Source organism: Rugamonas fusca, from assembly GCF_014042365.1.
GTDB classification, from domain to species: Bacteria; Pseudomonadota; Gammaproteobacteria; order Burkholderiales; family Burkholderiaceae_D; genus Rugamonas; species Rugamonas fusca.
Map to the genome: position 1 here is coordinate 150234 of NZ_JACEZS010000002.1, position 22773 is coordinate 173006.

At 68.1% G+C, this 22773-nt stretch carries 18 protein-coding genes; 11 read left to right on the plus strand and 7 right to left on the minus strand.

What is annotated here, in order from left to right; all coding sequences use genetic code 11:
- The first annotated feature begins 4 nt into the window (after positions 1–4).
- A complete protein-coding gene (locus tag H3H36_RS03970; RefSeq protein ID WP_182214318.1) occupies positions 5–586 on the plus strand; it encodes a 4'-phosphopantetheinyl transferase family protein in 582 nt (193 codons plus the stop codon).
- Between the two features lie 200 nt (positions 587–786).
- Here the strand turns inward: H3H36_RS03970 and H3H36_RS03975 are convergent, their stop codons facing one another.
- Together H3H36_RS03975 and H3H36_RS03980 are read right to left on the minus strand one after the other, a co-directional pair.
- Positions 787–1485, minus strand: a complete 699-nt coding sequence (locus H3H36_RS03975; RefSeq protein ID WP_182214320.1) for an outer membrane protein — start codon at positions 1483–1485, stop codon at positions 787–789.
- Between the two features lie 46 nt (positions 1486–1531).
- Positions 1532–5869, minus strand: a complete 4338-nt coding sequence (locus H3H36_RS03980) for a beta strand repeat-containing protein (protein ID WP_182214322.1) — start codon at positions 5867–5869, stop codon at positions 1532–1534.
- Between the two features lie 373 nt (positions 5870–6242).
- On the opposite strand from H3H36_RS03980, the gene H3H36_RS03985 reads away from it, so the two are divergent.
- On the plus strand, positions 6243–7085 hold the full coding sequence (locus H3H36_RS03985; protein ID WP_182214325.1) for a substrate-binding periplasmic protein: 843 nt from the start codon (positions 6243–6245) through the stop codon (positions 7083–7085).
- The gene (locus H3H36_RS03990) at positions 7036–8463 is read left to right on the plus strand and encodes a D-amino acid dehydrogenase (RefSeq protein WP_182214327.1); all 1428 of its coding nucleotides are present in this window, start codon (positions 7036–7038) and stop codon (positions 8461–8463) included. Before H3H36_RS03985 ends, H3H36_RS03990 begins: the two co-directional genes overlap by 50 nt.
- Before the next feature lie 77 nt (positions 8464–8540).
- Here the strand turns inward: H3H36_RS03990 and H3H36_RS03995 are convergent, their stop codons facing one another.
- On the minus strand, positions 8541–10784 hold the full coding sequence (locus tag H3H36_RS03995; RefSeq protein WP_182214330.1) for a putative bifunctional diguanylate cyclase/phosphodiesterase: 2244 nt from the start codon (positions 10782–10784) through the stop codon (positions 8541–8543).
- A 235-nt stretch (positions 10785–11019) separates the two neighbouring features.
- Here H3H36_RS03995 and H3H36_RS04000 point away from each other — a divergent pair, with 235 nt between their 5' ends.
- The 3 genes from H3H36_RS04000 (at position 11020) to sorB (ending at position 13682) form a co-directional block, all read left to right on the plus strand.
- Positions 11020–11928: a tetratricopeptide repeat protein gene (locus tag H3H36_RS04000; RefSeq protein WP_182214332.1), complete on the plus strand. Its 909-nt coding sequence runs from the start codon at positions 11020–11022 to the stop codon at positions 11926–11928.
- Between the two features lie 166 nt (positions 11929–12094).
- Entirely contained in the window at positions 12095–13345 is a 1251-nt protein-coding gene (gene sorA / locus H3H36_RS04005) for a SorA family sulfite dehydrogenase catalytic subunit (protein WP_182214335.1), read from the plus strand.
- A 10-nt stretch (positions 13346–13355) separates the two neighbouring features.
- Positions 13356–13682, plus strand: coding sequence for a SorB family sulfite dehydrogenase c-type cytochrome subunit (sorB, locus tag H3H36_RS04010; RefSeq protein WP_182214337.1), 327 nt, complete (start codon positions 13356–13358; stop codon positions 13680–13682).
- Between the two features lie 12 nt (positions 13683–13694).
- Here the strand turns inward: sorB and H3H36_RS04015 are convergent, their stop codons facing one another.
- Positions 13695–15308 carry a mucoidy inhibitor MuiA family protein gene (locus tag H3H36_RS04015; protein ID WP_182214340.1) on the minus strand — a complete coding sequence of 538 codons (1614 nt, stop codon included), beginning with the start codon at positions 15306–15308 and terminating at the stop codon, positions 13695–13697.
- 144 nt (positions 15309–15452) lie between these two features.
- Here H3H36_RS04015 and H3H36_RS04020 point away from each other — a divergent pair, with 144 nt between their 5' ends.
- Genes H3H36_RS04020 through H3H36_RS04030 form a run of 3 tightly spaced genes read left to right on the plus strand, consistent with a single transcriptional unit; the run spans position 15453 to position 17992 of the window.
- On the plus strand, positions 15453–16079 hold the full coding sequence (locus H3H36_RS04020; protein ID WP_182214342.1) for a TetR/AcrR family transcriptional regulator: 627 nt from the start codon (positions 15453–15455) through the stop codon (positions 16077–16079).
- 49 nt (positions 16080–16128) lie between these two features.
- On the plus strand, positions 16129–17127 hold the full coding sequence (locus tag H3H36_RS04025; protein ID WP_182214344.1) for a fatty acid desaturase family protein: 999 nt from the start codon (positions 16129–16131) through the stop codon (positions 17125–17127).
- A 43-nt stretch (positions 17128–17170) separates the two neighbouring features.
- Positions 17171–17992, plus strand: a complete 822-nt coding sequence (locus tag H3H36_RS04030; RefSeq protein WP_182214346.1) for a crotonase/enoyl-CoA hydratase family protein — start codon at positions 17171–17173, stop codon at positions 17990–17992.
- 118 nt (positions 17993–18110) lie between these two features.
- Here H3H36_RS04030 and H3H36_RS04035 read toward each other — a convergent pair whose 3' ends face one another.
- Both H3H36_RS04035 and H3H36_RS04040 read right to left on the minus strand, forming a co-directional pair.
- Positions 18111–18704, minus strand: a complete 594-nt coding sequence (locus H3H36_RS04035; RefSeq protein WP_182214349.1) for a hypothetical protein — start codon at positions 18702–18704, stop codon at positions 18111–18113.
- Between the two features lie 190 nt (positions 18705–18894).
- A complete protein-coding gene (locus tag H3H36_RS04040) occupies positions 18895–20460 on the minus strand; it encodes a S53 family peptidase (RefSeq protein WP_182214351.1) in 1566 nt (521 codons plus the stop codon).
- A 272-nt stretch (positions 20461–20732) separates the two neighbouring features.
- Here H3H36_RS04040 and H3H36_RS04045 point away from each other — a divergent pair, with 272 nt between their 5' ends.
- Positions 20733–20987, plus strand: coding sequence for a hypothetical protein (locus H3H36_RS04045; protein ID WP_182214354.1), 255 nt, complete (start codon positions 20733–20735; stop codon positions 20985–20987).
- A gap of 24 nt (positions 20988–21011) precedes the next feature.
- Here H3H36_RS04045 and H3H36_RS04050 read toward each other — a convergent pair whose 3' ends face one another.
- The gene (locus tag H3H36_RS04050) at positions 21012–22412 is read right to left on the minus strand and encodes an aminotransferase-like domain-containing protein (protein WP_182214356.1); all 1401 of its coding nucleotides are present in this window, start codon (positions 22410–22412) and stop codon (positions 21012–21014) included.
- Between the two features lie 96 nt (positions 22413–22508).
- On the opposite strand from H3H36_RS04050, the gene H3H36_RS04055 reads away from it, so the two are divergent.
- On the plus strand, positions 22509–22754 hold the full coding sequence (locus H3H36_RS04055) for a hypothetical protein (RefSeq protein ID WP_182214358.1): 246 nt from the start codon (positions 22509–22511) through the stop codon (positions 22752–22754).
- Positions 22755–22773 lie beyond the last annotated feature (19 nt).

A 22773-nucleotide genomic window follows, 5' to 3' on the forward strand; every position in this document is an offset into this window, starting at 1 on the left:
GGCCATGCATGCCGCCGCTGACGCCTTCCCGGTCCAGCCCTGGCCCGGTCCCCTGCCCGTGCCCATCGACGGGCGCTGCGTGATCGCACTGGCGACGGCGGGCTGCACGCGCCCGCAAGCGCGCCAACTGGCCCGCCGCGCCCTGCGAGACGTGCTGGCGGGCTTGCTCTCGATCGCCGGGGAACGCATCGTCCTGCCCGCCACACCCGGCCAGCCGCAGCGCGTCGTGCTGGATGGCGGGCTGGCCGCCGCCCCCTGCTGCTCGATCAGCCATGAGACGGGATGGACACTGGTGGCCATCAGCCTCGATGGCCCGGTCGGCATCGATGTGATGGCGCCGCAAGAGATTGCAGACTGGGCCGCGCTGGCGCGCGATTACCTGGGCCCGGCGGTGGCGCAGGCGCTGGCGGCCACGCCGCCGGTGACGCGCGCGCGCGCGCTGGCGCAGGCGTGGACGGCGCGCGAGGCGAGCCTGAAGTGCGCGGGACAGGAACTGACGGAATGGGGCCACGCACCGGCGCTGGCCTGTCGCACGGCGCCGCTGGCGCTGCCGCCGGGACTGGTGGGGACGCTGGCCTGGCATTGAGTGGCCAGCCGGGACAAGGTCGGCTGCGCCGGCGCCCTACCGCACCGGCGCATCAATTGCCAACCACGGCAAGGTTAGCACCTTTGCCTTCGATAGTAATACAAAGTAGTTGAATAACAACGCACTGGCGCGCGCGACCCGGGGCGAAAGGGCTAATCGAACGCGCCGGCGCCCTACCGCGCCGGCGCATCGACCCTCTGCTAGAAATGGTAGCGGTAGCCCACGCTCCACGCGCCCACCTGGCGCCGCTCGTAACTGACCGTCGGTCCGTCGCCGCCGGTGCCGCCAGGCATGCGCAACCACGTGTACTGCGCGAACAGCTCGTGCGCCGGCGCGAGGCGATAGTCGAGCCCCAGGCGGGCCTGGTACAGCCAGCCGCCATGGTCGGTGCCGGCGAAGCAGTTACAGCCATTGCTCATTTGCAGTGACGGCAGCGTGGCCGCGCCCCAGCCCAGCCCCACGCCGGCATAACCGCCCAGCGTTTCGGTCCATGCCGCCGTGCGGTAGGCGTTGACCGTCAGCGCTTGGTAGTGGCCAGCCGCGCTGCCCGCTTCCGACACCGGCCCCAGCGTCATCCGGCGGATATCGAAGCGGCCGTACTGGTACTCCAGCTCGAAGCGGGCGTGTTCGGTCTGGCGGCCGGCGGCCACGCCGCCATGCAGGCCGCGCTCCAGGCCCAGTTCACCGTCGACGCCAACGCCGCCAAAGTCCACCCGCGCCGGCCAGCGGTTCAGGTTGTTCCGGCCCAGTTGGACCGTCGCGTAATAAGCCGGGGCGGCGGGCGCGGCCGAAGCGGCCGACGCGCCCAGGTCGGCCGGCAGCGGTTCCGCGCCCGCCGGCATGGCACCGGCCAGCAGCAAGGCCGCGCCGGCGGCCTGCGACATCGCATTTCGTTTCATTGCTTTCATCATCATAGGGTCCGCGTGGATGGCCATCAGCTGGCCGTCAATTGCCAAAGTGCGTGCCGAACGCCGCGTTCAACTCCGCCGCGCCGGCCGCGCCGCCGTGCTGCACGCCCACCAGCTGCACCTGACTCAGGTAGTTCTGCTCGACCGCGTCCACAAAGCGGGCGTCGGACACCGAGCTGTAGCTGGCGGCCAGTTGCCGTACCAGCGCTTGCACGCCGGCGTTGCCCTGGTTGGCCACCAGGTAGCCTTCCGGGTCGAACGCGAACGCGCTGTCCTGGGTGGTGCTGAACATGGCGCCGCGGTCGATGTAACCCTTGGCGGCCAGGCCCAGCGCGCCGGCGTCGGCGCTGCTGAGCAACTGCGTCTGGCCCAGGCCGTTCTGGTACAGGTGCACATCGACCTTGCCGGCCGCGCCGGCCGCCGCCGCGCCAAAACCGGCCGCGCCAGCGACCACGTTATAGCACGAATAAGGCATGGCTTGCCCCGGCGCCGCGAAATACCAATCCTGGGTATAGGGCTGGAACGCCGCGTTCAGATGATGGCCCCCCGCGTCGCCGGCCAGCGAATCGAAGCGCGCCCCTTCGAACACATTGCCCGTGCCTTGCGCCATGCGGCCCGCCTCGGCCGCGTCGGTCGTGTAATAGCGGTCGCCATTGGCCAGCAGCACGCTCAGCACCGGCGTAGCGGGCGGCGCGACGGGGACCACGGGCGCGGGATCGGGCGCTGGCGCTGGCGCCGGCGCGGTGCGCTGCACCAGCATGCCGGGGTCGACGATGGTGCCGTTGACCAGGCCGTCCTCGTCGCCGGGGCCGCCGTCGGTCAGCGTGACGACGATGCGGTCCACCTTGCCATCGCCGTTCAAGTCCAGCAGCGTGGCGCCATTGTCGGCCGTCGCCAGATTCTGGTCGTCCAGGAAGCTGTACCAGGTGTGGCTCTTGCTGTCCCACTTGATGAAGTCGTTGGCCTGCACGCCGCCACTTGGCAGGTCGATCACCACCCGCAGCTGCAAGCCCGGCACGCCGGGCGCGATGTCGGCCAGCGGCTGGGCGGCGCTCTGCTGGGTGACGGAGAAGTGCAGCAGCGGCGTGGCGGCCGTCACGTGATCGGGCAGTGGCGCCGCCGGCGCGCTGACCGACAGGTTGAGCAATTGCGCCGCGGCCGCCAGTTGCACCGGCGCGCCCGGATGGGCCGGGTCCACCTGGCCGGCCAGGATGGCGCCGAAACTGGCGGCCGGCGCCAGCTTACCCTGCTGGAAGGCTGCCACCGAGGCCAGTGGCAGCTGCGCCACATTGTTCTGCTGCCAGTCCGGGACGCCGTCGTGGTTGAAATCACCGCCGTTGGCAGCCAGCTCCACCGACGGCATGATGCCATCCCGGTCCGTCACCACGTTCATGGTGATGGGCGCGTGCGCCGTCACGTTACCAGCGCTGTCGAGGATCTGGGCCGTGAAGGTGTAGACGCCATCGTCCAGTACCAGGCCGGGCAGGTGCACCTGGCCAGATTGCACCTGCTCGGCCGTGATGGCGCTGGTTTCCACCACCGCCCCGGTGCTCGTTACCAGGCGCACCGAGCCCCCTTCCGTGAGCTGGCTGCCGCCAAAGATGGTGACTTCCGAGGCGGCCAGCGGGCCGGCGCCGCCATCGCTGGCTGGGCCCACCTTGACCGTCATGTCCGGTGCCGTGACGGGCGCCTGCGGCGCCACGTCGTTGTCCAGGATGGAGCCCGTACCGGCCACGCCGCCCACCGTCAGCGTCAGGCTTTCCGTGTTTTCCACGCGGCTGTCGTCGCGCGTTGCCACCGTGATGGCGAAAGCGCTCACGCCGGACGGTACCACGATGATGCCGGTGGCAGCGTCGCCGTCCTTCCACGCCACCCCGTCGCTGAAGGTGAGGCTGGTGTAGTCGGCCGCCGAGGCCGTGCCGCTGATGGCCAGCGTGTGCTCGGTGGCATTCGGACTGGCGCTGTTGAACGCCACCGTGTAGCGCAGGCTGCCGCCCTCCTCGACCATGCTGTCGATCGGGCTGGCGCCCGTGTGGGCCGCGTTTTCCGCCGTCACGCTGGTCACGCTCTGGCTGTCATTGTCGGTGATGGTGCCGGTGCCGACCACCCCGCCCACAATCAGCGCCAGGCGCTCGGCGTTCTCCACCAGCGCGTCGTCCACCGTCGCCACCGTGATGGTGAAGCCGCTCACGTTAGCCGGTACCACGATGATACCGGTGTGGGCATCGCCATTCTTCCAGGCCACGCCGTCGCTGAAGGTGAAGCTGCCATAGTCGGACGAGGAGGCCGTGCCGCCGATGGCCAGCGTGTGCTCGGTGGGATTCGGGCCGGCGCCGCTGAGCGCGACCGTGTAACGCAGGCTGGCGCCCTCCACCACGCTGCTGTCGAGCGGGCTGGCGCCCGTATGGGCCACGTCTTCCGCCGTCACGCTGGCCACGCTCACGCTATCGTTATCCGTGATGGTGCCGGTGGCGGCCACGCCGCCCACGGTCAAGGTCAGGCTCTCGGCGTTCTCCACCACCGCGTCATCGACCGTGGCCACCGCGATGGTGAAGCCGCTCACGTTGGCCGGCACCACGATGATGCCGGTGTGGGCGTCGCCATCCTTCCAGGCCACGCCATCGCTGAAGGTGAAGCTGCCATAATCGGACGAGGAGGCCGTGCCGCCGATGGCCAGCGTATGCTCGGTGGCGTTGGGGCTGGCGCTGTTGAGGGCCACCGTGTACAGCAGGCTGGCCCCTTCCACTACGCTGCTGTCGACCGGGCTGGCGCCGGCGTGGGCCGCGTCCTCCGCCGTCACGCTGGTCACGCTCTGGCTGTCGTTATCGGTGACGGTGCCGGTGGCGGCCACCCCGCCCACGGTCAAGGTCAGGCTCTCGGCGTTCTCCACCACCGCGTCGTCCACCGTGGCCACGGTGACGGTAAAGCCACTCACGCCGCCCGGCACCACGATGATGCCGGTGTGGGCGTCGCCATCCTTCCAGGCCACGCCGTCGCTGAAGGTGAAGCTGCCATAGTCGGACGAGGAGGCCGTGCCGCCGATGGCCAGCGCGAATTCGGTGGCGCCGCCGGTGGCGCCGCTCAGGGCCACGGTGTAGAGCAGGCTGGTCCCTTCCACCACGCTGCTGTCGGCAGGGCTGGCGCCGGTATGCGCCGCGTCCTCGGCCGCCACGCTGGCCACGCTCACGCCGTCATTATCGGTGATGGTGCCGGTGGCGGCCACGCCGTCCACCGTCAGGGTCAGGCTCTTGGCGCTGGCCACGGCCGTATCGTCCACCGTGGCCACGGTGACGGTGAAGCCGCGCACGCTGCCCGGCACCACGATGATGCCGGTGGACGCGTCGCCATTCTTCCAGGCCACGCCGTCGCTGAAGGTGAAGCTGCCGTAATCGGCCGAGGTGGCCGTGCCGCCGATGGCCAGCGTGTACTCGGTGGCGCCGCCGGTAGCACCGCTCAGGGCCACGGTGTACAGCAGGCTGGCCCCTTCCACCACGCTGCTGTCGACCGGGCTGGCGCCCGTGTGGGCAGCATCCTCGGCGAGCACGGTGCTGACCGTGACGGCGGCCGGAGCGCTGTCGGCGTTGATGGTGACCACCCCCAGGTTATCCGTGATGGCGGCAAACGAGCTGGCCGACAGCGTCACGTTGAAGGTTTCGCTGGCTTCGGGCGTGGCGTCGGCGCCGATGGCGATGTGGATCACCTTGCTGGTCTCGCCGGGGGCGAACGACAGGCTGCCCGTGGCGGCCGTGTAGTCATTGCCGGCCGTGGTGGCCGTGCCGTCGCTGGTGGCGTAATTGACGCTCACGGTGTCGGCGCTGGCCTTGTTCAGGGTGACCGTCACGTCGACCCCGCCATCGCTCTCGTTGACGCTGGCGTCGCCGATGCTCAGTTGCGGCTGGGCTGCCAGGTAGGTGTTCAGTGTGGAGAGCAGGCCGCTGGTGGCCGCGTTGCCGTTGACGTCGCCGCCGCTGATGGCCAGCGTGGCACCATTGAAAGTCAGGCCCAGGAAAGTGTGGGGATCGCCATTGGTTTCCGTGAACGGGTCGATGGTGTAGCTGCCGCCGCCCGCAGTAGCCAGGGTCTGGCCGCTGCCGGTGGCATAGAACACCATGGTGCTGACGCTGCCGCTGGGAGCGCGCCAGTTGATCACACCATCGATGGTGTGCACCACGCCCAGCGCGTCGGTGACGATGATCTGGCCGCTGTAGTCATTCCCCTGGGTGCCGCCGAACTGCCCATTGTCGGTCGTCTGGGCGAACTGCAGCTTGGACCAGCCCAGCGCCGACATGTATTGGGCATTGATCGCTTCGTTGTTCTTGAAGTAATCGCCGACGAAACCATCAGTGAACGAAACGGAGACCGTGGAAGTAGCCAAGTCACACCTCTGCTTGTTTGAGTTTGGGGGGAAAGGACAACGCGCTTGCCATTCGGGCGGCAAGCATCCGTGACACAGTTCCAGACTCACACGGGTTCGGGGCAGAGTTGGACAAATTGTCGATCAACGCTGTCGGTTGCGACAGCTGGCAAGAAATGCCACATGAATACAGGCGACTTTCGAGAGGGAAAGTCACGACACGGCCCAACGATAGCACAGCTTGAAAGATATATCTACAAAGAAATACTTAATAACAACAGGAATGTAATTCCCATAACGAAATATTGCCCTTTACCTCAGCCGTGGCGCGCACAGCCCAGCCCAGCGGCGCCCGGTTGACAATGGCGGCGCGTCGTCGCCTAATGAGGAGGCGATGAACTTCCCGGCCGCCCTCCTGCCCCACGCCGTGACCGTCAGTCTGCTGACGGCCTGTGGCGCGCTCGCCGCCGCCCCCCTGGCAGCGGCCGGCGGCGCGGCGCCGATCGCCGTCACCATCTATGGCGATGACGATTATCCGCCCTACTCCTACCTGGAAAACGGCGAAATGAAAGGCATCTACACCACCATCATCCAGGCCGCGCTCAAGAAAATGCCGGAATATCAGGTCGAGCTGCGACCGGTACCGTGGAAGCGTGGCCTGGTCAAGCTGGAGACGGGCGAAAGCTTCGCGCTCTACCCGCCCTACCTGCGCCCGGCGGAGCGGCCCTACATGGCCTACTCGGAGCCCATCATGGCCGAACAACTGGTGGTGTATTGCAACGCGCCGGCCATCGCCGGGCGGCCACTGAAGTACTGGCCGGCCGATTACTACGGCCTGCGCATCGGCTACAACGCCGGCTTTCTCAGCGGCGGCAAGGCGTTCGACGAGGCCGCGCGGGCCGGCCGCCTGAGCGCCCTGCCGGCCCGCAGCAGCCGCCTCAACCTGCTCAAGCTGCTCAAGGGCCGCATCGATTGCTACCTCAACGACCGCCTATCCATCGTGTGGGAACTGGGCAAGCTGCGCCATGAAAAGCTGATCGAGGCCGGCGCGCTGGCCGTGGAGGAGACGGCGGCCCTGAGCGCCGAACAGGGCCACCTGGGCTACACCATGCGCGACGACGGCCGCTTCCCGTACAAGCAGGACTTCATCCGCCAGTTCAACGCCATCATCCGCGACATGAAGCAAGATGGCGAAATCCGCGACACGGTCGAGCATTTTCTCCACGGGCCAGGCTAGCCGCCCCAGAAAGCCATTGAGCCGGGGGCCGGCTTCGGGTACAGTATGCGCGCACCACAGGCATCGCACCCTGCGCGCCACCCGCACCGTCCCGGCCTCGCGGCGCGCGCCTAGCTCACACATCATGACGACTATCGCAGTTATCGGCGGCGGCATCACCGGCGTCACCACGGCCTACGCGCTGGCCCGGCGCGGCTACCAGGTCACCGTGTTCGAACGCCACCGCTACGCGGCCATGGAAACCTCGTACGCCAACGGCGGCCAGCTGTCGGCCTGCCACGCCGAGGTATGGAACCACTGGGGCACCATCGCCAAGGCCCTGAAATGGATGCTGCGCGGCGACGCCCCGCTGCTGCTCAATCCCCGCCCAAGCTGGCACAAGCTGTCGTGGTTCGCCCAGTTCATCGCCGCCATGCCGCGCTACGAGCGCAACACCATCGCGCTGGCGCAACTGGCCATCGCCGCGCGGGACCACCTGTTTGCCTGGGCCGAGGAGGAAGGCATCGCGTTCGACCACCGGCGCGCAGGCATCCTGCACATCTACCGCGACCGCGCCAGTTTCGAGCACGCGGCCGCCGTCTCGCGCCTGCTGGCGCGCGGCGGGCTGGAACGGCGCGCCGTCACGCCGGAAGAAATGCGCGCCATCGAACCGGCGCTGGCCGGCCGCTACTACGGCGGCTACTACACGGAGAGCGACAGCACGGGCGACATCCACCTGTACACCACCGGGCTGGCACGGGCGGCGGCCCGGCTGGGCGTGGAATTTCGCTACGAGCAGGATGTGCGCGCCGTGGCGACGGACGGCGCCACCGCCCTGGTCACCGTACAGCAGGACGGCGAAGGCCGCACCAGCGACTACGACGGCGTGGTGATCTGCGCCGGCACGGCCAGCCGCGCCCTGGCGGCCATGCTGGGCGACCGCGTCAACGTCTATCCCGTCAAAGGCTATTCGATCACGCTGCGCCTGGACGACGCGGCCAGCCAGGCCGCCGCGCCCGCCGTCAGCCTGCTCGACGACGCCACCAAGCTGGTGTCCTCCCGGCTGGGCGAGGACCGGCTGCGGGTGGCCGGCACGGCCGAATTCAACGGCTTTAACCGCGACATCCGCGCCGACCGCATCGCGCCGCTGGTGGACTGGGTACGGCAATGCTTCCCCGGCGTGAGCACGCGCGAGGTGACGCCGTGGGCCGGCCTGCGGCCCATGATGCCGGACCTGATGCCGCGCGTGGGCCGGGGCAAGGCGCCGTGCGTGTTCTACAACACCGGCCACGGCCACCTGGGCTGGACACTGTCGGCCGCCACGGCCGACATGGTGGCCGGGGTGATCGGAGAAGCACTAGGCGCGCCCCGCGAGAATGCCCAGCAATACGGGACGTAGCACATTCAAAACCATTCGGGACGCAGCAACATTCCAAGCGGGGGCCGTCCCGATTTCCCCGCGCTAGCTCCCGCTATTCAGTCCGCAGGTACGCCGCAGCGCTGCACCAGTTGTTCAAACTCGGCCAAGGGCAACGGCCGGCCGTACAGGTAACCCTGGTAATGCCGGCAGCCGGCCGCTTCCAGCCGCTGGCGCTGCAGCTCCGTCTCCACCCCTTCCGCGATCACATCCAGGTGCAGGCTGGCGGCCATGCCCGTGATGGTGCTGACGATGGCCTGGTCGCTGCCGTCGGTGGCCAGGTCGCGCACGAAGGACTGGTCGATCTTGAGCTGGTCCAGCGGCAGCCGCTTCAGGTATTGCAGCGACGAGTAGCCGGTGCCGAAATCGTCGAGCGAGAACTTGATGCCCAGCGCCTTCAACTCCTTCATGGTGGCGATGGTTTCCTCGATATTGTCGACCAGGATGCTCTCCGTCAGTTCCAGCTTGAGCACGCCGGGCGGCAGCCGGTAGCGCGCCAGCGCGTGGCGCACGTGCTCGACGAACTGGTGCTGGCGGAACTGGCGCGCGCTCACGTTAATGGCCAGCACCAGCGCGCGCGTGCGCGCGTCGGCCTGCCACGCGTGCAGCTGGGCGCACGCTTGTTCGAGCACCCAGTCGCCAATCGGCAGGATCAGGCCCGTCTCCTCGGCCAGCGGGATGAACTGGGCCGGCGACACGAAGCTGCCATCGGCCCGTTCCCAGCGGATCAGCGCCTCGGCGCCCAGCGCGCGGCCCTGCTGGTCCACCTGCACCTGGTAGTACAGGCGGAACTGGTCCTGCTCCAGCGCCAGGCACATCTGCTCCTCCAGCTGGGCGCGCGCCGTGATGTTGTCCTGCATCTGCTGGTCGAAAAAGCGCATGCCGTTGCGGCCCGCCTTCTTGGCCTGGTACATGGCGATGTCGGCCTGCACCAGCACTTCGTCGGGCTGCTGGCGGTGGTCGGCGAACAGGGTGATGCCGATGCTGGGCGTGCTGCGGCAGTTGTGGTGGGCCAGCTGGTAAGGCTGGTTCAGGCTGGCCAGGATCTTGTGCGCCACCATCTCGGTCTTGGTGGCCGCGCCCATGGGGTCGATGTCCAGTCCCTCGATCAGCACCACGAACTCGTCGCCGCCCAGGCGCGCCACCGTGTCGCACTCGCGCAGGCACGCTTGCAGCCGCTCGGCCACCTGCTGCAGCAACAGGTCGCCCACGTTGTGGCCCAGCGTGTCGTTGAGGGTCTTGAAGTTATCGAGGTCGATGAACATCAGGGCGTTGATGCTGTGGCTGCGCCCCAGCACGTGCAAGGCTTGCTTGAGGCGCTCGAGCAGCAGGCGGCGGTTGGGCAGGCGCGTGAGCGGATCGTAAAACGCCAGGTTCTTGATCTCGTCGGTGGCGGCCTTGCTGAGCGTGATGTCGCTGAGCGAGGCCACATAATGGGTGGCCAGCTGGTCGGCGTTGCGCACCGCCGTCACGGTCAGCCGCTCCGGATACACTTCGCCATTCTTGCGGCGGTTCCAGATCTCGCCATCCCAGCGGCCGCGCACGCGCAGGCTTTGCCACATGGTCTTGTAGAAATCGGGGCCATGGCGGCCCGAGCTGAGCACGGCCGGGGTCTTGCCCGCCACCTCGTGCGAGTCGTAGCCGGTGATGGCCGTGAAGGCCTTGTTGACGCGCAGGATCACGCCATTGGCATCCGTCACCAGCATGCCTTCCGTCGTCTCGAACGCGACGGCGGCCACGCGCAGCGCCTCCTCGTTGCGGCGGCTGGCCGTGATCTCGTCGAGCGTGACGACGGCGCCGGGCCAGCCCTGGCCCACGGGCACGGCCCGCAGGCGCCACCAGCTGTCCTGGCGCGGGTGGGCGCCGCGGTACTCCAGGCTGTAGGCCGCGCGCCGGCCGGCCAGCACATCGAGCACGCCATCGTGCGCGGCCGTGGCCGCGTCGCTGTCGCGCGCACCGAGTTCCAGCCGGCACAGGCCCGGAAAATCGCTGCCCACGGCGGCGTGCAGCGAGGCGCCGTCGCCGGCGGCCGTGGCGGCGCCGCGGCGCCAGGCGGCGTTGACGGCCACCACCATGCCATGGCCATCGAGCACGGCCAGGCGCGCGGGGAGCGCATCCAGCACGGCCCAGCTGAAATCGGGCCGGCTGCCCGCCTGATCGGGCACGCCCCCGCCGGGCAAGGCGCCGCCCGACTGCAGCCAGTCGCAATTGTGGGAACGGGGGCTGAAATCGGGGTCACGTGGCGCATCGGCCAAGGTGGTGCGGCGCTGCAGGGCGCCATGGCCGGGGGAGGCATCTGCCATCGGGGACGCGTCCGATGGCAGCGGAGGTGTGGTCATGATTACGGCGTTGGGGGTAAACTGGGGATGCCGAACAGTGTATGTATTCTAATCGAAAAAATACTTGATCCATATCAAATGAGGTCAAATATTGCTGTATGCAAATGTTAATATGAAGAAAAAGTCACGCTTGCCTGCGACTCTTGTAAAATCCGCCGCCACCCCTATCTGGTGCCCATCTCTCACGGAGGCTTTAACCATGACTGCAATGAAACTCGTCCGCACCACCCTGATCGCTTCCGCGCTGGCGCTGAGCGCCCCCGTGTTCGCGGCCGATCCCACCATGCACGAGGTCTACCTGGCCGCCGAAGCGGGTAAATTCACGGAAGCGCAAGCGATGATGGACCAGGTGCTGCGCGACCACCCCAACAGCGGCAAGGCCCACTTCGTGGAAGCGGAACTGCTGGCCAAGCAAGGCAAGATGAGCCAGGCCCAGGCTGAACTGAGCAAGGCTGAACAACTGGCGCCGGGCCTGCCGTTCGCCAAACCGGGCACGGTGGAAAAACTGCGCCTGGTGATGTCCCAGCCCACCCCGGCCCAGCGCGCGGCGGCGGCCCCCATCACGCACCCGAACTACGGCCAGCAGGCGCCGGCGCCGCGTCCAGCCAATAGCGGCCTGCCGTGGGGCATGCTGCTGATCCTGGGCGCCGGCCTGGTGGGCTTCATCGTGCTGGCCAGCCGCTTCATGGCGCGCCGCCAGGCCGAGGCGCAAGGCCCGGCCGGCATGGCGCCGTACGCGCCGGGCGCGCCGCAAGGCTACAACCCCGGCTACAACCAGGGCTACGGCCAGCCGCAGGGCTGGGGCCAGCAAGGCATGGGCCAGCAGCCGCAAGGCCCCGGCATGGGTTCGCGCATCATGGGCGGCCTGGCCACGGGCGCGGCCGTCGGCGCCGGCGTGGTGGCGGGCGAGGCGCTGATGCGCCACTTCACCGAGGGCGACAGCAATCGCGAGCGCAGCCACAGCGACAGCCGCAATGACATCATCTACGACGACCCCACCCAGCGCAACAACCTGGCCGGCGACGACATGGGCGGCACCGACTTTGGCGTGAGCGACAGCGGCTCGTGGGATGACAACAGCGGCGGTGGCGGCGGCGACGACTGGTAATCCCCTCCCGGCGGCGCCGTCCGCGCGCCGCCGGTACGCCCGCCACGCAACACTTCCCCCTTCTTTTCGCCGGGCCCGCGCAGGAAGTTACCTGCCGGGCCAGTAATTTGCGATACTTGCCGGTGCAGCACTGTTGTCCGATCCTGTAACGATACCGGAGACCAGCATGGCACCCATCCCGCAGTCCACCCTGGCGGCCGCACGGCGGCGCGCCTTCCTCAGACAGGCCGGCACCCTGGGCGCGGCCGGCGCCCTGGGCGGCAACACCCTGGCGGCATGGGCTGCGGCGGCGGGCACCGTCACGCTGCCGTTTGAAAACGGCGTGCGCGAACTGGTGGCGTATCCGCAAAAGCGGCCCCTGATCCTGCTCTCGGCCCGTCCACCCCAGCTGGAAACCCCGTTCGCCCTGTTCAATGAGTACGACATCACGCCCAACGACGCATTCTTCGTGCGCTACCACTGGAGCGGCATTCCCACTTCCATCGAACTGCAGGACTACCGGCTGAACGTGGGCGGCAATGTATCCAATCCCTTGTCGCTGTCGCTGGCGGAGCTGCGCCAGCTGGGCGAGGCGGTGGAAGTGGTGGCCGTCAACCAGTGCTCGGGCAACAGCCGCGGCCTGTTCACGCCGCGCGTGAATGGCGGCCAGCTGGCCAACGGCGCCATGGGCAACGCGCGCTGGACCGGCATCGCGCTCAAGACCGTGCTGGAAAAGGCCGGTGTCAAGGCCGGCTCCGTGCAAGTCAGCTTCAACGGCCTCGATACGCCGCCGACGGGCGACGGGCCCGATTTCATCAAGGCCCTCAGCGTGGACCAGGCCATGGACGGCGAAGTGATGCTGGCCTGGCAAATGAACGGCGCCGACCTGCCGTTCCTGAACGGCTACCCGCTGCGGCTGGTGGTGCCGGGCCATTACGGCACCTACTGGGTCAAGCACCTGTCCGACATCACGGTGCTGGACCATCCGTTCGAGGGCTTCTGGATGAACCCCGCCTACCGCATCCCCGACAACGCCTGCGCCTGCACGGCGCCCGGCGTGGCGCCCGCGAAGACGGTGCCGATCAGCCGCTTCAACGTGCGCTCCTTCATCACCAGCGTGACCGATGGCGCGCCCATCCAGCGCGGCCGCCCGCTCGAGGTGCGCGGCATCGCCTTCGACGGCGGCCATGGGATCGCCGAAGTGGCGTTTTCGTCCGACGGTGGCCGCAGCTGGCAGGCCGCGCGGCTGGGGCCGGACCTGGGACGCTATTCGTTCCGGCGCTGGAGCATCGGCTTCACCCCGCCACGCAAGGGCACCTATGAATTGAAGGTACGCGCCGTCAACCGCATCGGCCAGAGCCAGCCCATGACGGCGCTATGGAACCCGCCAGGCTACATGCGCAATGTGGTGGAAACCGTGCGCGTCGTCGCCGTCTGAGGAGAACGTCATGCGAATGGGACACCTGATCGCCATCCTTGGCGCGGCCGCGCTGGCCGCGCCGGCCTGCCACGCAGCGCAAATCGAACTGCCGCCCGAAACGGCGTTGTTCAAACCCAGCCCCCTGCCCGGCTACGCGCTGGCGCAACGCAATTGCATGTTGTGCCACTCGGTCCACTACATCCAGACCCAGCCGCCGCAAATGACGCGCGCCTACTGGGAGGCGACGGTAAAGAAAATGAAAAAGCCGTTCGGCGCCCCCTTCCCGGAGGCCGACATTCCGGCCATGGTCGACTACCTGGTCAAGACCTACGGCGCCGAGCGCGACGCCAAATAACCCTGGCGGGCATTACCAGGGCAGGCCGGTGACGGTGCCTTCCTTCGGATAGCTGATCGCGTAGCCGGCGCTGATCTTCAGCGTTTCATGCGGCGCCAGTTGCTGGTCCCAGCCGACCACGCCCTGGCGCTGTTCCCATTGCGTGATCGTGGGCTGGGGTGCGAACGTGGAACGCACCTTGATCTCGTCGGAGGTGCTGACGGGCGACGCCTCGAGCACCAATACCCGCACCGGCGCCGCGTGGAAGCTGGTGATGGTGTACACGTCCGTCACCGCGCGCTCGCCGTGCTGCGACAACAAGCCGCCCGTGCCGGACTGCTGGCTGGCCCGGTCCACGGCGACCCGGATCAACTCGTCGCGCCCGAACGGCAGCACCAGCCGCTCCGACGCCTGCGGGTTCCAGTGCGTGGCGCCGACGTAGCCGCCGTCACGGAACAGCTGCACATTCCCCGCCAGCCATACGCCGGCCGGGCGCGCCGCTTCGGCCGTCACGACGGCCGCCTTGTCCTGGCGCGGCACCACGCGGATGCGCTGCGTGACGGCCACCGCCTGGCTCGATAGCGCCACCGTCACTTCACGCCCGTCGGCCGGCAGGGTGACGCGGTTCGGTACACTGAATTCCGTATCGAACGCGCCCTGCTCCTCGATCACGGGCGGGATGTAGTGCTCACCGGCCGGCGCCCGCGTGGCCATCGCCATCACCGGCGCGGGCGCCGGCGCCGGCGCCGCCATCGCCGCGTAGCCCGATGGTTCGGCCATCCTGTTCTGCACCACGGGCTTGTAATAGGTCAGCAGGCGCGGTTGCGGGTCGGGCGCGTCCGGCGAGCGGCGCGGCTGGCCGGTGGACAGCTTCAGCGCCACGCCGTTCCAGTCCTCGCCCGTCTTTTGCGAGACGCTGGCCAGCCGTTCCAGCTCCACGCGCGACGCGCCCGCATCCAGGCTGGCGCGGTAGACCGGCTTCCAGCCGGCGCCATTGACCTGGTACGACACGCGCACCGTACCCGCCTGCCGCACGGCCAGTTGCACGCTGATGCTGCGCTGTTCGCGGCCGCCGCCACGTACCTTGTCCAGCTCCCCCTGCAGCACGGCGATCTTGCGGTCGATCTCGCGCACCTGCACCTGGGTGCGCTGGATCTGGCTGAACGCGTCGTGCGCCCCGCGGCGGATGGTGTCGAGCATGGCGCCCATGGCCTTGCCGTCGGCGGCCACCGGGGTCCGGTCGGCCGGGGCCGCACCGTTCAAATGCTCCAGGTAATTCTGCACCAGCGCGGCCGATTTGGCGTCCACGTTGAGCACGTCCTTGCTGTCCTGCAGGGCCAGGATGCGCGCTTCCAGCTCGGCCTGGCGCGCGTTGGCCGCCTCCTCCTTGCCCACGTCGTGCGTCACGACCTGGCCCACCTGCACCCCGGCCGAGGCCTGCACCCGCAAGGTGCGCAGGTCGAAGCCGGCCGGCAGGCCGCTGAGGTCGAGGTGGGTCATGCCGGGCTGGACGGCGCCACTGCGTTCCACCATGGCGCTGCCGGGATACAGGGTGACGCTGGTGATGGGCGCGTCGGTGTCGGCCCGGGCAGCGCCGGTCGCGGCGCAAGCGAGGGTCAGCAGGAGGGCGATGCGGGTCGGTGTCATGGTGCCTGGCGGTTGTGGGTGTCAGGCAATACTGCTGGCCATTGATCAAATTGTCAACCTTGCGCGCCCGCCCCGTGAAAATCGGTCACTTGACCGATTTTGAAAAATGCCGCACCATGGCCTTTTTCCACGATGGAGCAGGCCATGCACGTCCAGCCGCTGCGCAGCAAGGAATCGCACACCACCACCAAGGGCCAGGAACGGGCCGACGCCATCCTGGAGGTGGCGCGCGCCACGCTGGCGCGCGATGGCTACGCGGCGCTGTCGATGCGCAGCGTGGCCCAGCAGGCCGGCATCAGCCTGTCCACCGTGCAGCATTACTATCCGAGCCGCGACGACCTGGTCGAAGCGCTGCTGACCCACTTCCTGGACCGCTACCAGCGAGTGATCGAGCAGCGCATGGCGCAGGCCGGCGACAGCCCCCGCATGGCCTTGTTCGCGTCCATCATCGACCTGTGCCTGGAGGAGCTGCGCGACCAGATCGCCAGCGGCCTGTTCTTCGAAGTGGCGGCGCTGGCCCACCGTCATCCATACGCGGCGCAGATGTTCGACGCCGTGCTCACGCGCGCGCGCCGCACCGTGCGCAACCTGATCCGCGACATCGTGCCCGCCATGGCGCCGGCCCAGTGCGAGCTGCGCAGCGCCCTGATCGTGGGGCAGATGGTGGGCGTGATGACCTTTGTGTCCAGCCAGCGTCCCGCCCACGCGGAACTGGACGGGCTGCGCCAGGCCAGCGTGGACGCCATCATGCACATCGCGTTCGCGCCCTGACGTTTGCAACATCCATCGCACCAAAACAACCACGACGGAGACGACCAGCATGACCAGCCCCACCCACGCGCCACCCAGGCGCAAGCTCAGCGACATTTTCAGCAGCGATGAAATCGCCGCCCTCACGGCCCGCTCCGACCTGATGGGCTGGCGCGCCGTGCTGTTCACCTGGGGCGTGATCGCCCTGTGCTTCGTGGCGCTGGCGCGCTGGCCCCATCCGTTCACGTGGCTGCTGGTGGTGCTGGTGCTGGGCGGGCGCCAGCTGAGCCTGGCCATCCTGATGCACGACGCCTCGCATGGCACGCTGTTCCGCAGCCGCCGCCTGAATGAGCTGGTGGGCAACTATGCCTGCGGCAGCGCCATCGGGGTGGACTTGCGGCGCTACCGGCGCCATCACCTGCAGCACCACGCCAAGACCGGCACGCCCGAGGACACGGACCGCAGCCTGGCCGCACCCTTCCCCACCACGCCGGCCTCGCTGGCGCGCAAGCTGTTGCGCGACGTGGTGGGCATCTCCGGCCTCAAGCGCGAATTCGGCCTGCTGCTGATGAACGCGGGCGTACTGCGCTGGACCGTGGCCAGCGACATCGAACGCTTGCCGCAGCAAGGCCGCACCTGGCGCGACCGCCTGCGCGACCTGGTCCGCAACGGCTGGCAATACTTGCTGTTCCAGGCCCTGTTGCTGGGCACGCTGGCGGCCACCGGCCACGCCTGGCTGTACCTGGCCTGGCTGGCCGCCTATTTCACCACCTACAGCCTGTACATGCGCATCCGCTCGATGGCCGAACACGGCTGCACGGAGCACAGCACGGACATGTTGCGCAACACCCGCACCACGCGCGCCGGCCTGCTGGCGCGCGCCACCGTGGCGCCGCTGCGCGTGAACTACCACATCGAACACCACCTGATGCCGGCCGTGCCCTATTTCCGCCTGCAGGCGACGCACAACCTGCTGCGCGAGCGCGGCCTGTGCGCCGAACCGCCCGGCTACCTGGACGTGCTGGCCCTGATGTGCAAGCCGGCCCAGGCCAAGGCCGAAGCCAACTAAATTTCCAACCTCCCCGCCATGCAGATGGCAAGAAAGGACCGCAATGACCGCACCGACCTATGAAACCTTGACCGTCCACCTGGAAGAGCACATCGCCGTCGTCAAGCTCAACCGCGCCGACAAGGCCAACGCCATGAACCTGGCCATGTGGCACGAGTTGCGCCAGGCGTTCCAGTGGGTGGACGCCACGCCCGAGGCGCGCGTGGCCATCCTGGAGGCGGAAGGCAAGCTGTTTACGGCCGGCATCGACCTGCAGATGATGATGGGCCTGGGCGGCCAGATCCGCAACGATTGCGACGGCCGCACGCGCGAGTCCCTGCGCCGCGTGATCCTCGACCTGCAGGACACGCTGACCAGCCTGGAACGCTGCCGCAAGCCCGTGCTGGCGGCCATCCACGGTGCCTGCGTGGGCGGCGGCATCGACCTGATCACCTGCGCCGACATGCGCTACTGCTCGGCCGACGCCTATTTCACGATCAAGGAAATCGACATCGGCATGACGGCCGACGTGGGCACGCTGCAACGCCTGCCGCGTCTGATCGGCGAGGGCATCACGCGTGAACTGGCCTACACGGCGCGCAAGGTGGACGCGGCCGAGGCGCGCGAAATCCGCCTCGTCAACCGCGTGTTCGACAGCAAGGAAGCGCTGCACGCGGGCGTGCGCGAGATCGCCGCCACCATCGCCAGCAAGTCGCCGCTGTCGGTGCGCGGCTGCAAGGAGATGATTACCTACGCGCGCGACCACAGCGTGGCCGATGGCCTCAACTACGTGGCCACGTGGAACGCGGCCATGCTGATGTCCAACGATTTGCAGGAAGCGATGATGGCCGGCATGGCCAAGCGCGCGGCCAGCTTCCAGGACTGACAAGGACTGAGACAGCGCCGCGATGTCGCGGCGGTGGAGGGCAACGTGGCCGCACAGGGCGGCCACGAGACGGTTCGCGCGCCGGGATGCCGGCGCGCAGCCTGGAACGGTTGCCGCCTCAGGCCGCGATGGCCTGGGCCGCGACCTGGCCGTAGGCCCGGTTCGCTTCGGCCAGCGAGAACGCCGATGGGCTGTCGGCCAGCGCCGCCAGCCGCTCGCTGCTGCGGTAGGTGAGCGGCGCGACAAAGCGCATGCGCTCGTCATCGCTGACTTTGCCGTCGTGATTGGTGTCGGCCGCCAGGTCGTTACCCGATTCGGCCGGCACGGGCGCGGGCTTGGCGTCGGCCGCGTGGCTGTCGTTGGCGGCCGGCGTGGCTTGCTGGTCCGCCGCCGGACGTACCTGGCCAGCCAGGCGGGCTTGCAGTGCCTGGGCTTCGGGCCGGTTGGCCAGCTTTTGCAGGCCCGCGTCGAATTGCTCCCTGGCCTGGCGCGCCGCCTCGTCGGCCGTCTTGCGGGCGGCATCGGCCCCCGCCTGCGACGCCGCCGCATATGGCACGGGCACGACATTGCTCCCGTCCTGGGCCGGAATGGCCGGATGGGCGTGGGCCGCCGCCACGTGGCGGGCGGCGATCTGGTCCGTGTTGGGCGTACGGTCGGGATAAGTGCCAGTCGCGGTCACGGTGGCCGCGAAGGACGGTCCGTTCATCTGCATAATCGGCTCCGGAAAAAGAGACAAAACACGCTGCGCGGGCCGCTGATCGCGCCCGCACTGGATAGTGACCAATAGGAACACTAATTAGCACACATTGTAACAGCGTTTCATCCCATATTTCCCACAATCCAGACAAGAAGCCGGAAGTTGCTTGCGAGAACGCCACACTTATTTGCCGCACGGAAACTAACTAGCGCATCAATCCTTGTAATAGCTTCTGTCCATCGGGGCAACCCCAGCCCGTGCAGGCATCCCAGCCGGTGGCCGCCTGCTGGTCGCCATTGTTGCCCTCCGTAATGTCACGGGTGACGCCTTCGCAGCGCAGCGAACCATACAGCAAGGGATTGATGAAGCCCACCGGCTGGCCCAGCTGCTGGTTGAGCAGCGCCAGCAAGCCGGCCCACAGGGGGGCGACGGCGCTGGTGCCGCCAAACACCAGTTCACGCCCGTCCACCCGCACCCGGTAGCCGGTGGCCGGGTCGGCGTCGCCGGCCACGTCCGGCACGCCGCGCATGGTCACGTCCTCGCCCAGTACGGCCTGGTAGTCGGGACGGGAGAAGAACGCGCTGTAGCCGCCGCCCGTGGCGCTGTTGGGGCCTTCGTTCCACACGGTTTCCGTGGTCGATCCGTCAGCGGCCACGTCGAGCCGGGTGCCGCCGCAGGCCAGCGCATGAGGCGCCGAGGCGGGAAAGTCCACGTGCTGGCGGCCATCGGTCTCGCCGTCCGTGGAACCGTTGTCGCCGGCCGCGCACAGCACCGTCACGCCCATGGCGGCCGCTTCCGTGAACGCTTGCTCGAAGGCCGTCATGGCTTGCCCGGTCCAGCGCGATTCGGGCGCGCCCCAGCTGATCGACAGCACGGATGGCCGGTTCACCTTGTCGTGCACGGCCGCCGTGATGGCGTCCAGGAAGCCGCGCTCGGAGTTGGGCGCGAAATAAACGGCGATCGTAGCCCTGGGCGCGATGGCGCCAGCCACTTCAATGTCGAGCATGACTTCGCCATCGGCGCTGTCGGCCGTGGTGGGCCGGTTCTTGGCGTGGTCGACGGAGATGATTTTCACCACCGGCAAGGGCAAGCCCAGTTCCGCGAAATACGTCTTCAAGTCGCGCGGCCGGCTGCCGCCGCCCAGCTCGATGATGCCGATGCACTGGCCCGTGCCGTCGAGCCCCGGCGGGAAGTTGTACAGCCTGGCCAGCTGGGGCGGCGTGTACGACACGCCGGCGGCGGCCGCCTGCAGGCGGCCATCGGACTCCTGCCGCTGCAGCTTGGGCGTGGCCACGGGACGGTCGTCCAGGCCGAACACGCCCTCCACCACCCCGGCCAGCTCCGGCGGCACGTGCAGCTCCCCTTCCCGGCCCCGGTAGGTTCCGTCCGGAAATTCATAGTCCTGCAATTGCACGCCGAACGCGTGCTCCATGCTTGCTGCCGTGCCCGACAGCACCACGCGGCGCTGGGCCGCGTCGCTGCGGATCACGGCCATGCCATGCTGGCGCGCAAACATTTCCACCGACACGATGTCGCTGTGGCTGGCGCCATGCTGCTGGCAGTATGCTTCGCGGCTCAGGTAGCGCCGGCTGGCGGGCGGCTGGTCGGCCGCCAGCGCCTGCAGGTCGGGCCCGCCGCGCTCCGGCGCCGCCCGCAGGCGCACCGTGATTTCAATGATCTGTTCGGGATCGACCGGGCCGAGCGCGACGGCGCCGACCAGCGCCGTTTGTGTGCTGCCCGGAATGACATGGGTGTGTGCAGTGGTGGCCATCGAATGTCTCCTGTGCGGGGGTCCGTGGGCCGCGACAGGCGGCGCCACCACTGACGATACTGGCCGCATCGAAGCGGCCATTGATGCAGCACAGAAGTGCGCCGCGCGGCGCGCGCGGGCTTGCGTCAAAAGCGCAACACAAAATTATCAGCAAAACAATGGGTGTTTTTTTGTGGAAACTTTTATCGTGAAATGGTCTATACTGTTTTCACCGTCACCGTGCCGCCTGGCGCGGGGGCCGGCGATCGCCGCGATCGCGCCGAACCAAGAAAGTGAGTGCCACCTTGACCTCCGACCATGTGCTGATCCAGTCCGAACAAGCGGCCGTGCAAGCCCTGATGCACCTGCTTCCCGTGTGGTATGAGGAAGCGGGCCTGCCCGGCATGCTGCGCGCGCTGGAAGCGGCGCTGGCCGAGTGCCTGGCCATCCGCGACGAGTTCGCCCACGACAGCGACCCGCAACGGCGCGCCGAACGGGGCGCCGTCAGCCAGCACCTGCATTTCCTGCACACCTTGTGCGCCAGTTGAAACGCGCCGCGGCTGCCAGGCCAGTCAAACCACGGCCGCGCTGAACGACTCGGGCCGCCGCGCCAGCAGGTCAGACAGCCGCTGCAGTCCCGCCCGCAGGCGCGCGCGGTCCTTGATGTTACCCAGGGAGAGACGAATGGCATTGGCCGATACGCTGCCCGTCGCGAATGCCTCGGCCGGCGTGACAGCGATGCCCTCGCTGTCGGCCGCACGCGCCAGCTGCAAGGAATGCCAGTAGGCCGGCAATGCGAGCCATAGATGCAGGCCGTCCCCGGCGCCGCTGTAGCGCCCGGCCAGCAGATCGCGCGCCATCCGCTGGCGCAGGCGCGCCTCGTCGCGTACGCCGGCCATCAATCGTTCAGCAGAACCGTCGAGAATCCACTGCGTGGCCAGTGCGGCCGTCAGGGGCGCGGCCATCAGCGCAAATGCCCTCAGCGCGCACAGGAAACGTTCGCGCTCGTGCGGATCGCGGATCAGCGCGAAGGCGACGCGCAAGCCGGGCGTCAGGCATTTCGACAGGGTTGAGATGTAGACCACCTGTTGCGGGGCAAACGTGGCGATGGGGGGCGGCGCGGCATCGGCCAGCAGCCAGTAGGGATCGTCCTCGACGATGCGTACATTGCAGCGCTGGGCGATGCTGGCGAGCGCCTCGCGCCGGCGTTCCGGCATGGTGATGGTGGTCGGGTTCTGTAACGTCGGATTGAGATAGAGCAGCCCAGGCTGGTGCTGGCGGCACGCCTGCTCCAGCCTCTCAGGCAGCATGCCGTGCTGGTCCGCCTCCACCGCGATGATGTGCCGGCCAAATTGGGTCGCCGCGGCACGCAAGCCGGGATAACTGGCGGGCTCGGCCAGGATGACATCGCCAGGCTGCGTGAGCGCGAGGATCAATGCAGCGATCGCCGCCTGCGCACCGGGACAGACCACCACCTGCCGGGCATCGAGCTGGCCAAACATCGGTGCCAGCCATGTGGCGCCAGCCTTGCGGTCGGCGTCGCTTCCGCCGGCCAGGTGGTAAGTCATCAGCGACGCGTTATCGGCCCGCATCAGCACCTGGGACAAACCTTGTTTCAACAGGTCGTCGAAGTCCACGCCATCGGGCGGTGGCGGGGTGTTCATGCTCAGGTCGAGCACCGCCATCAAGTCGACTTTCGGCGCCGCGACATACGTGCCGCGCGCGCCGCGGCCTTCCAGCAAGTTGCGGCGCCTGGCTTCGTCGTAGGCGCGCGTGATCGTCGTCAGGTCGACGTCCAGCTGTGCCGCCAACTGGCGCTGCGGCGGCAGACGGTCGCCCGGTTTCAGCGATCCAGCCGCCACCGCCGCCTGCAACGCATCGGCAATCTGCAAAAAACGGGGGCCGCCGTGCGCGGCCAATCGCGGCAACCAGATCGGCACATCTTCATCTTGTATGGTCTTCAACTGGGACATTTTGTCACAATGTATGGAAATTGCTTTCAAGTAGTATGTGGCAGACCGTGCGCCTCACGCCAGACGGTGTCAAGTCATAACCTGGAAATACGCAAAATGATGGAATGGATCCCTGTAGTCTTAGTGACCTTCAAGCTGCTCGTGCTCGGCGCGGGCATGTTCTTCGCCATCAAGTGGCATTACGACCAAGGCAAGAAGGAGAAAGAGAAGAAAAAGGAGGTGCGCGCGGTGTTGCGCGCGAGCGGTAACGCGGCCGTCGTGTTCGCGCTATCGCTGCTGGGCCTGGGATTCGTCACCTTCGCCCTGGGCAGGATGCTCGATCTGGACTTGACCATGCCATGATGGCCAGGCATGGCCGGCC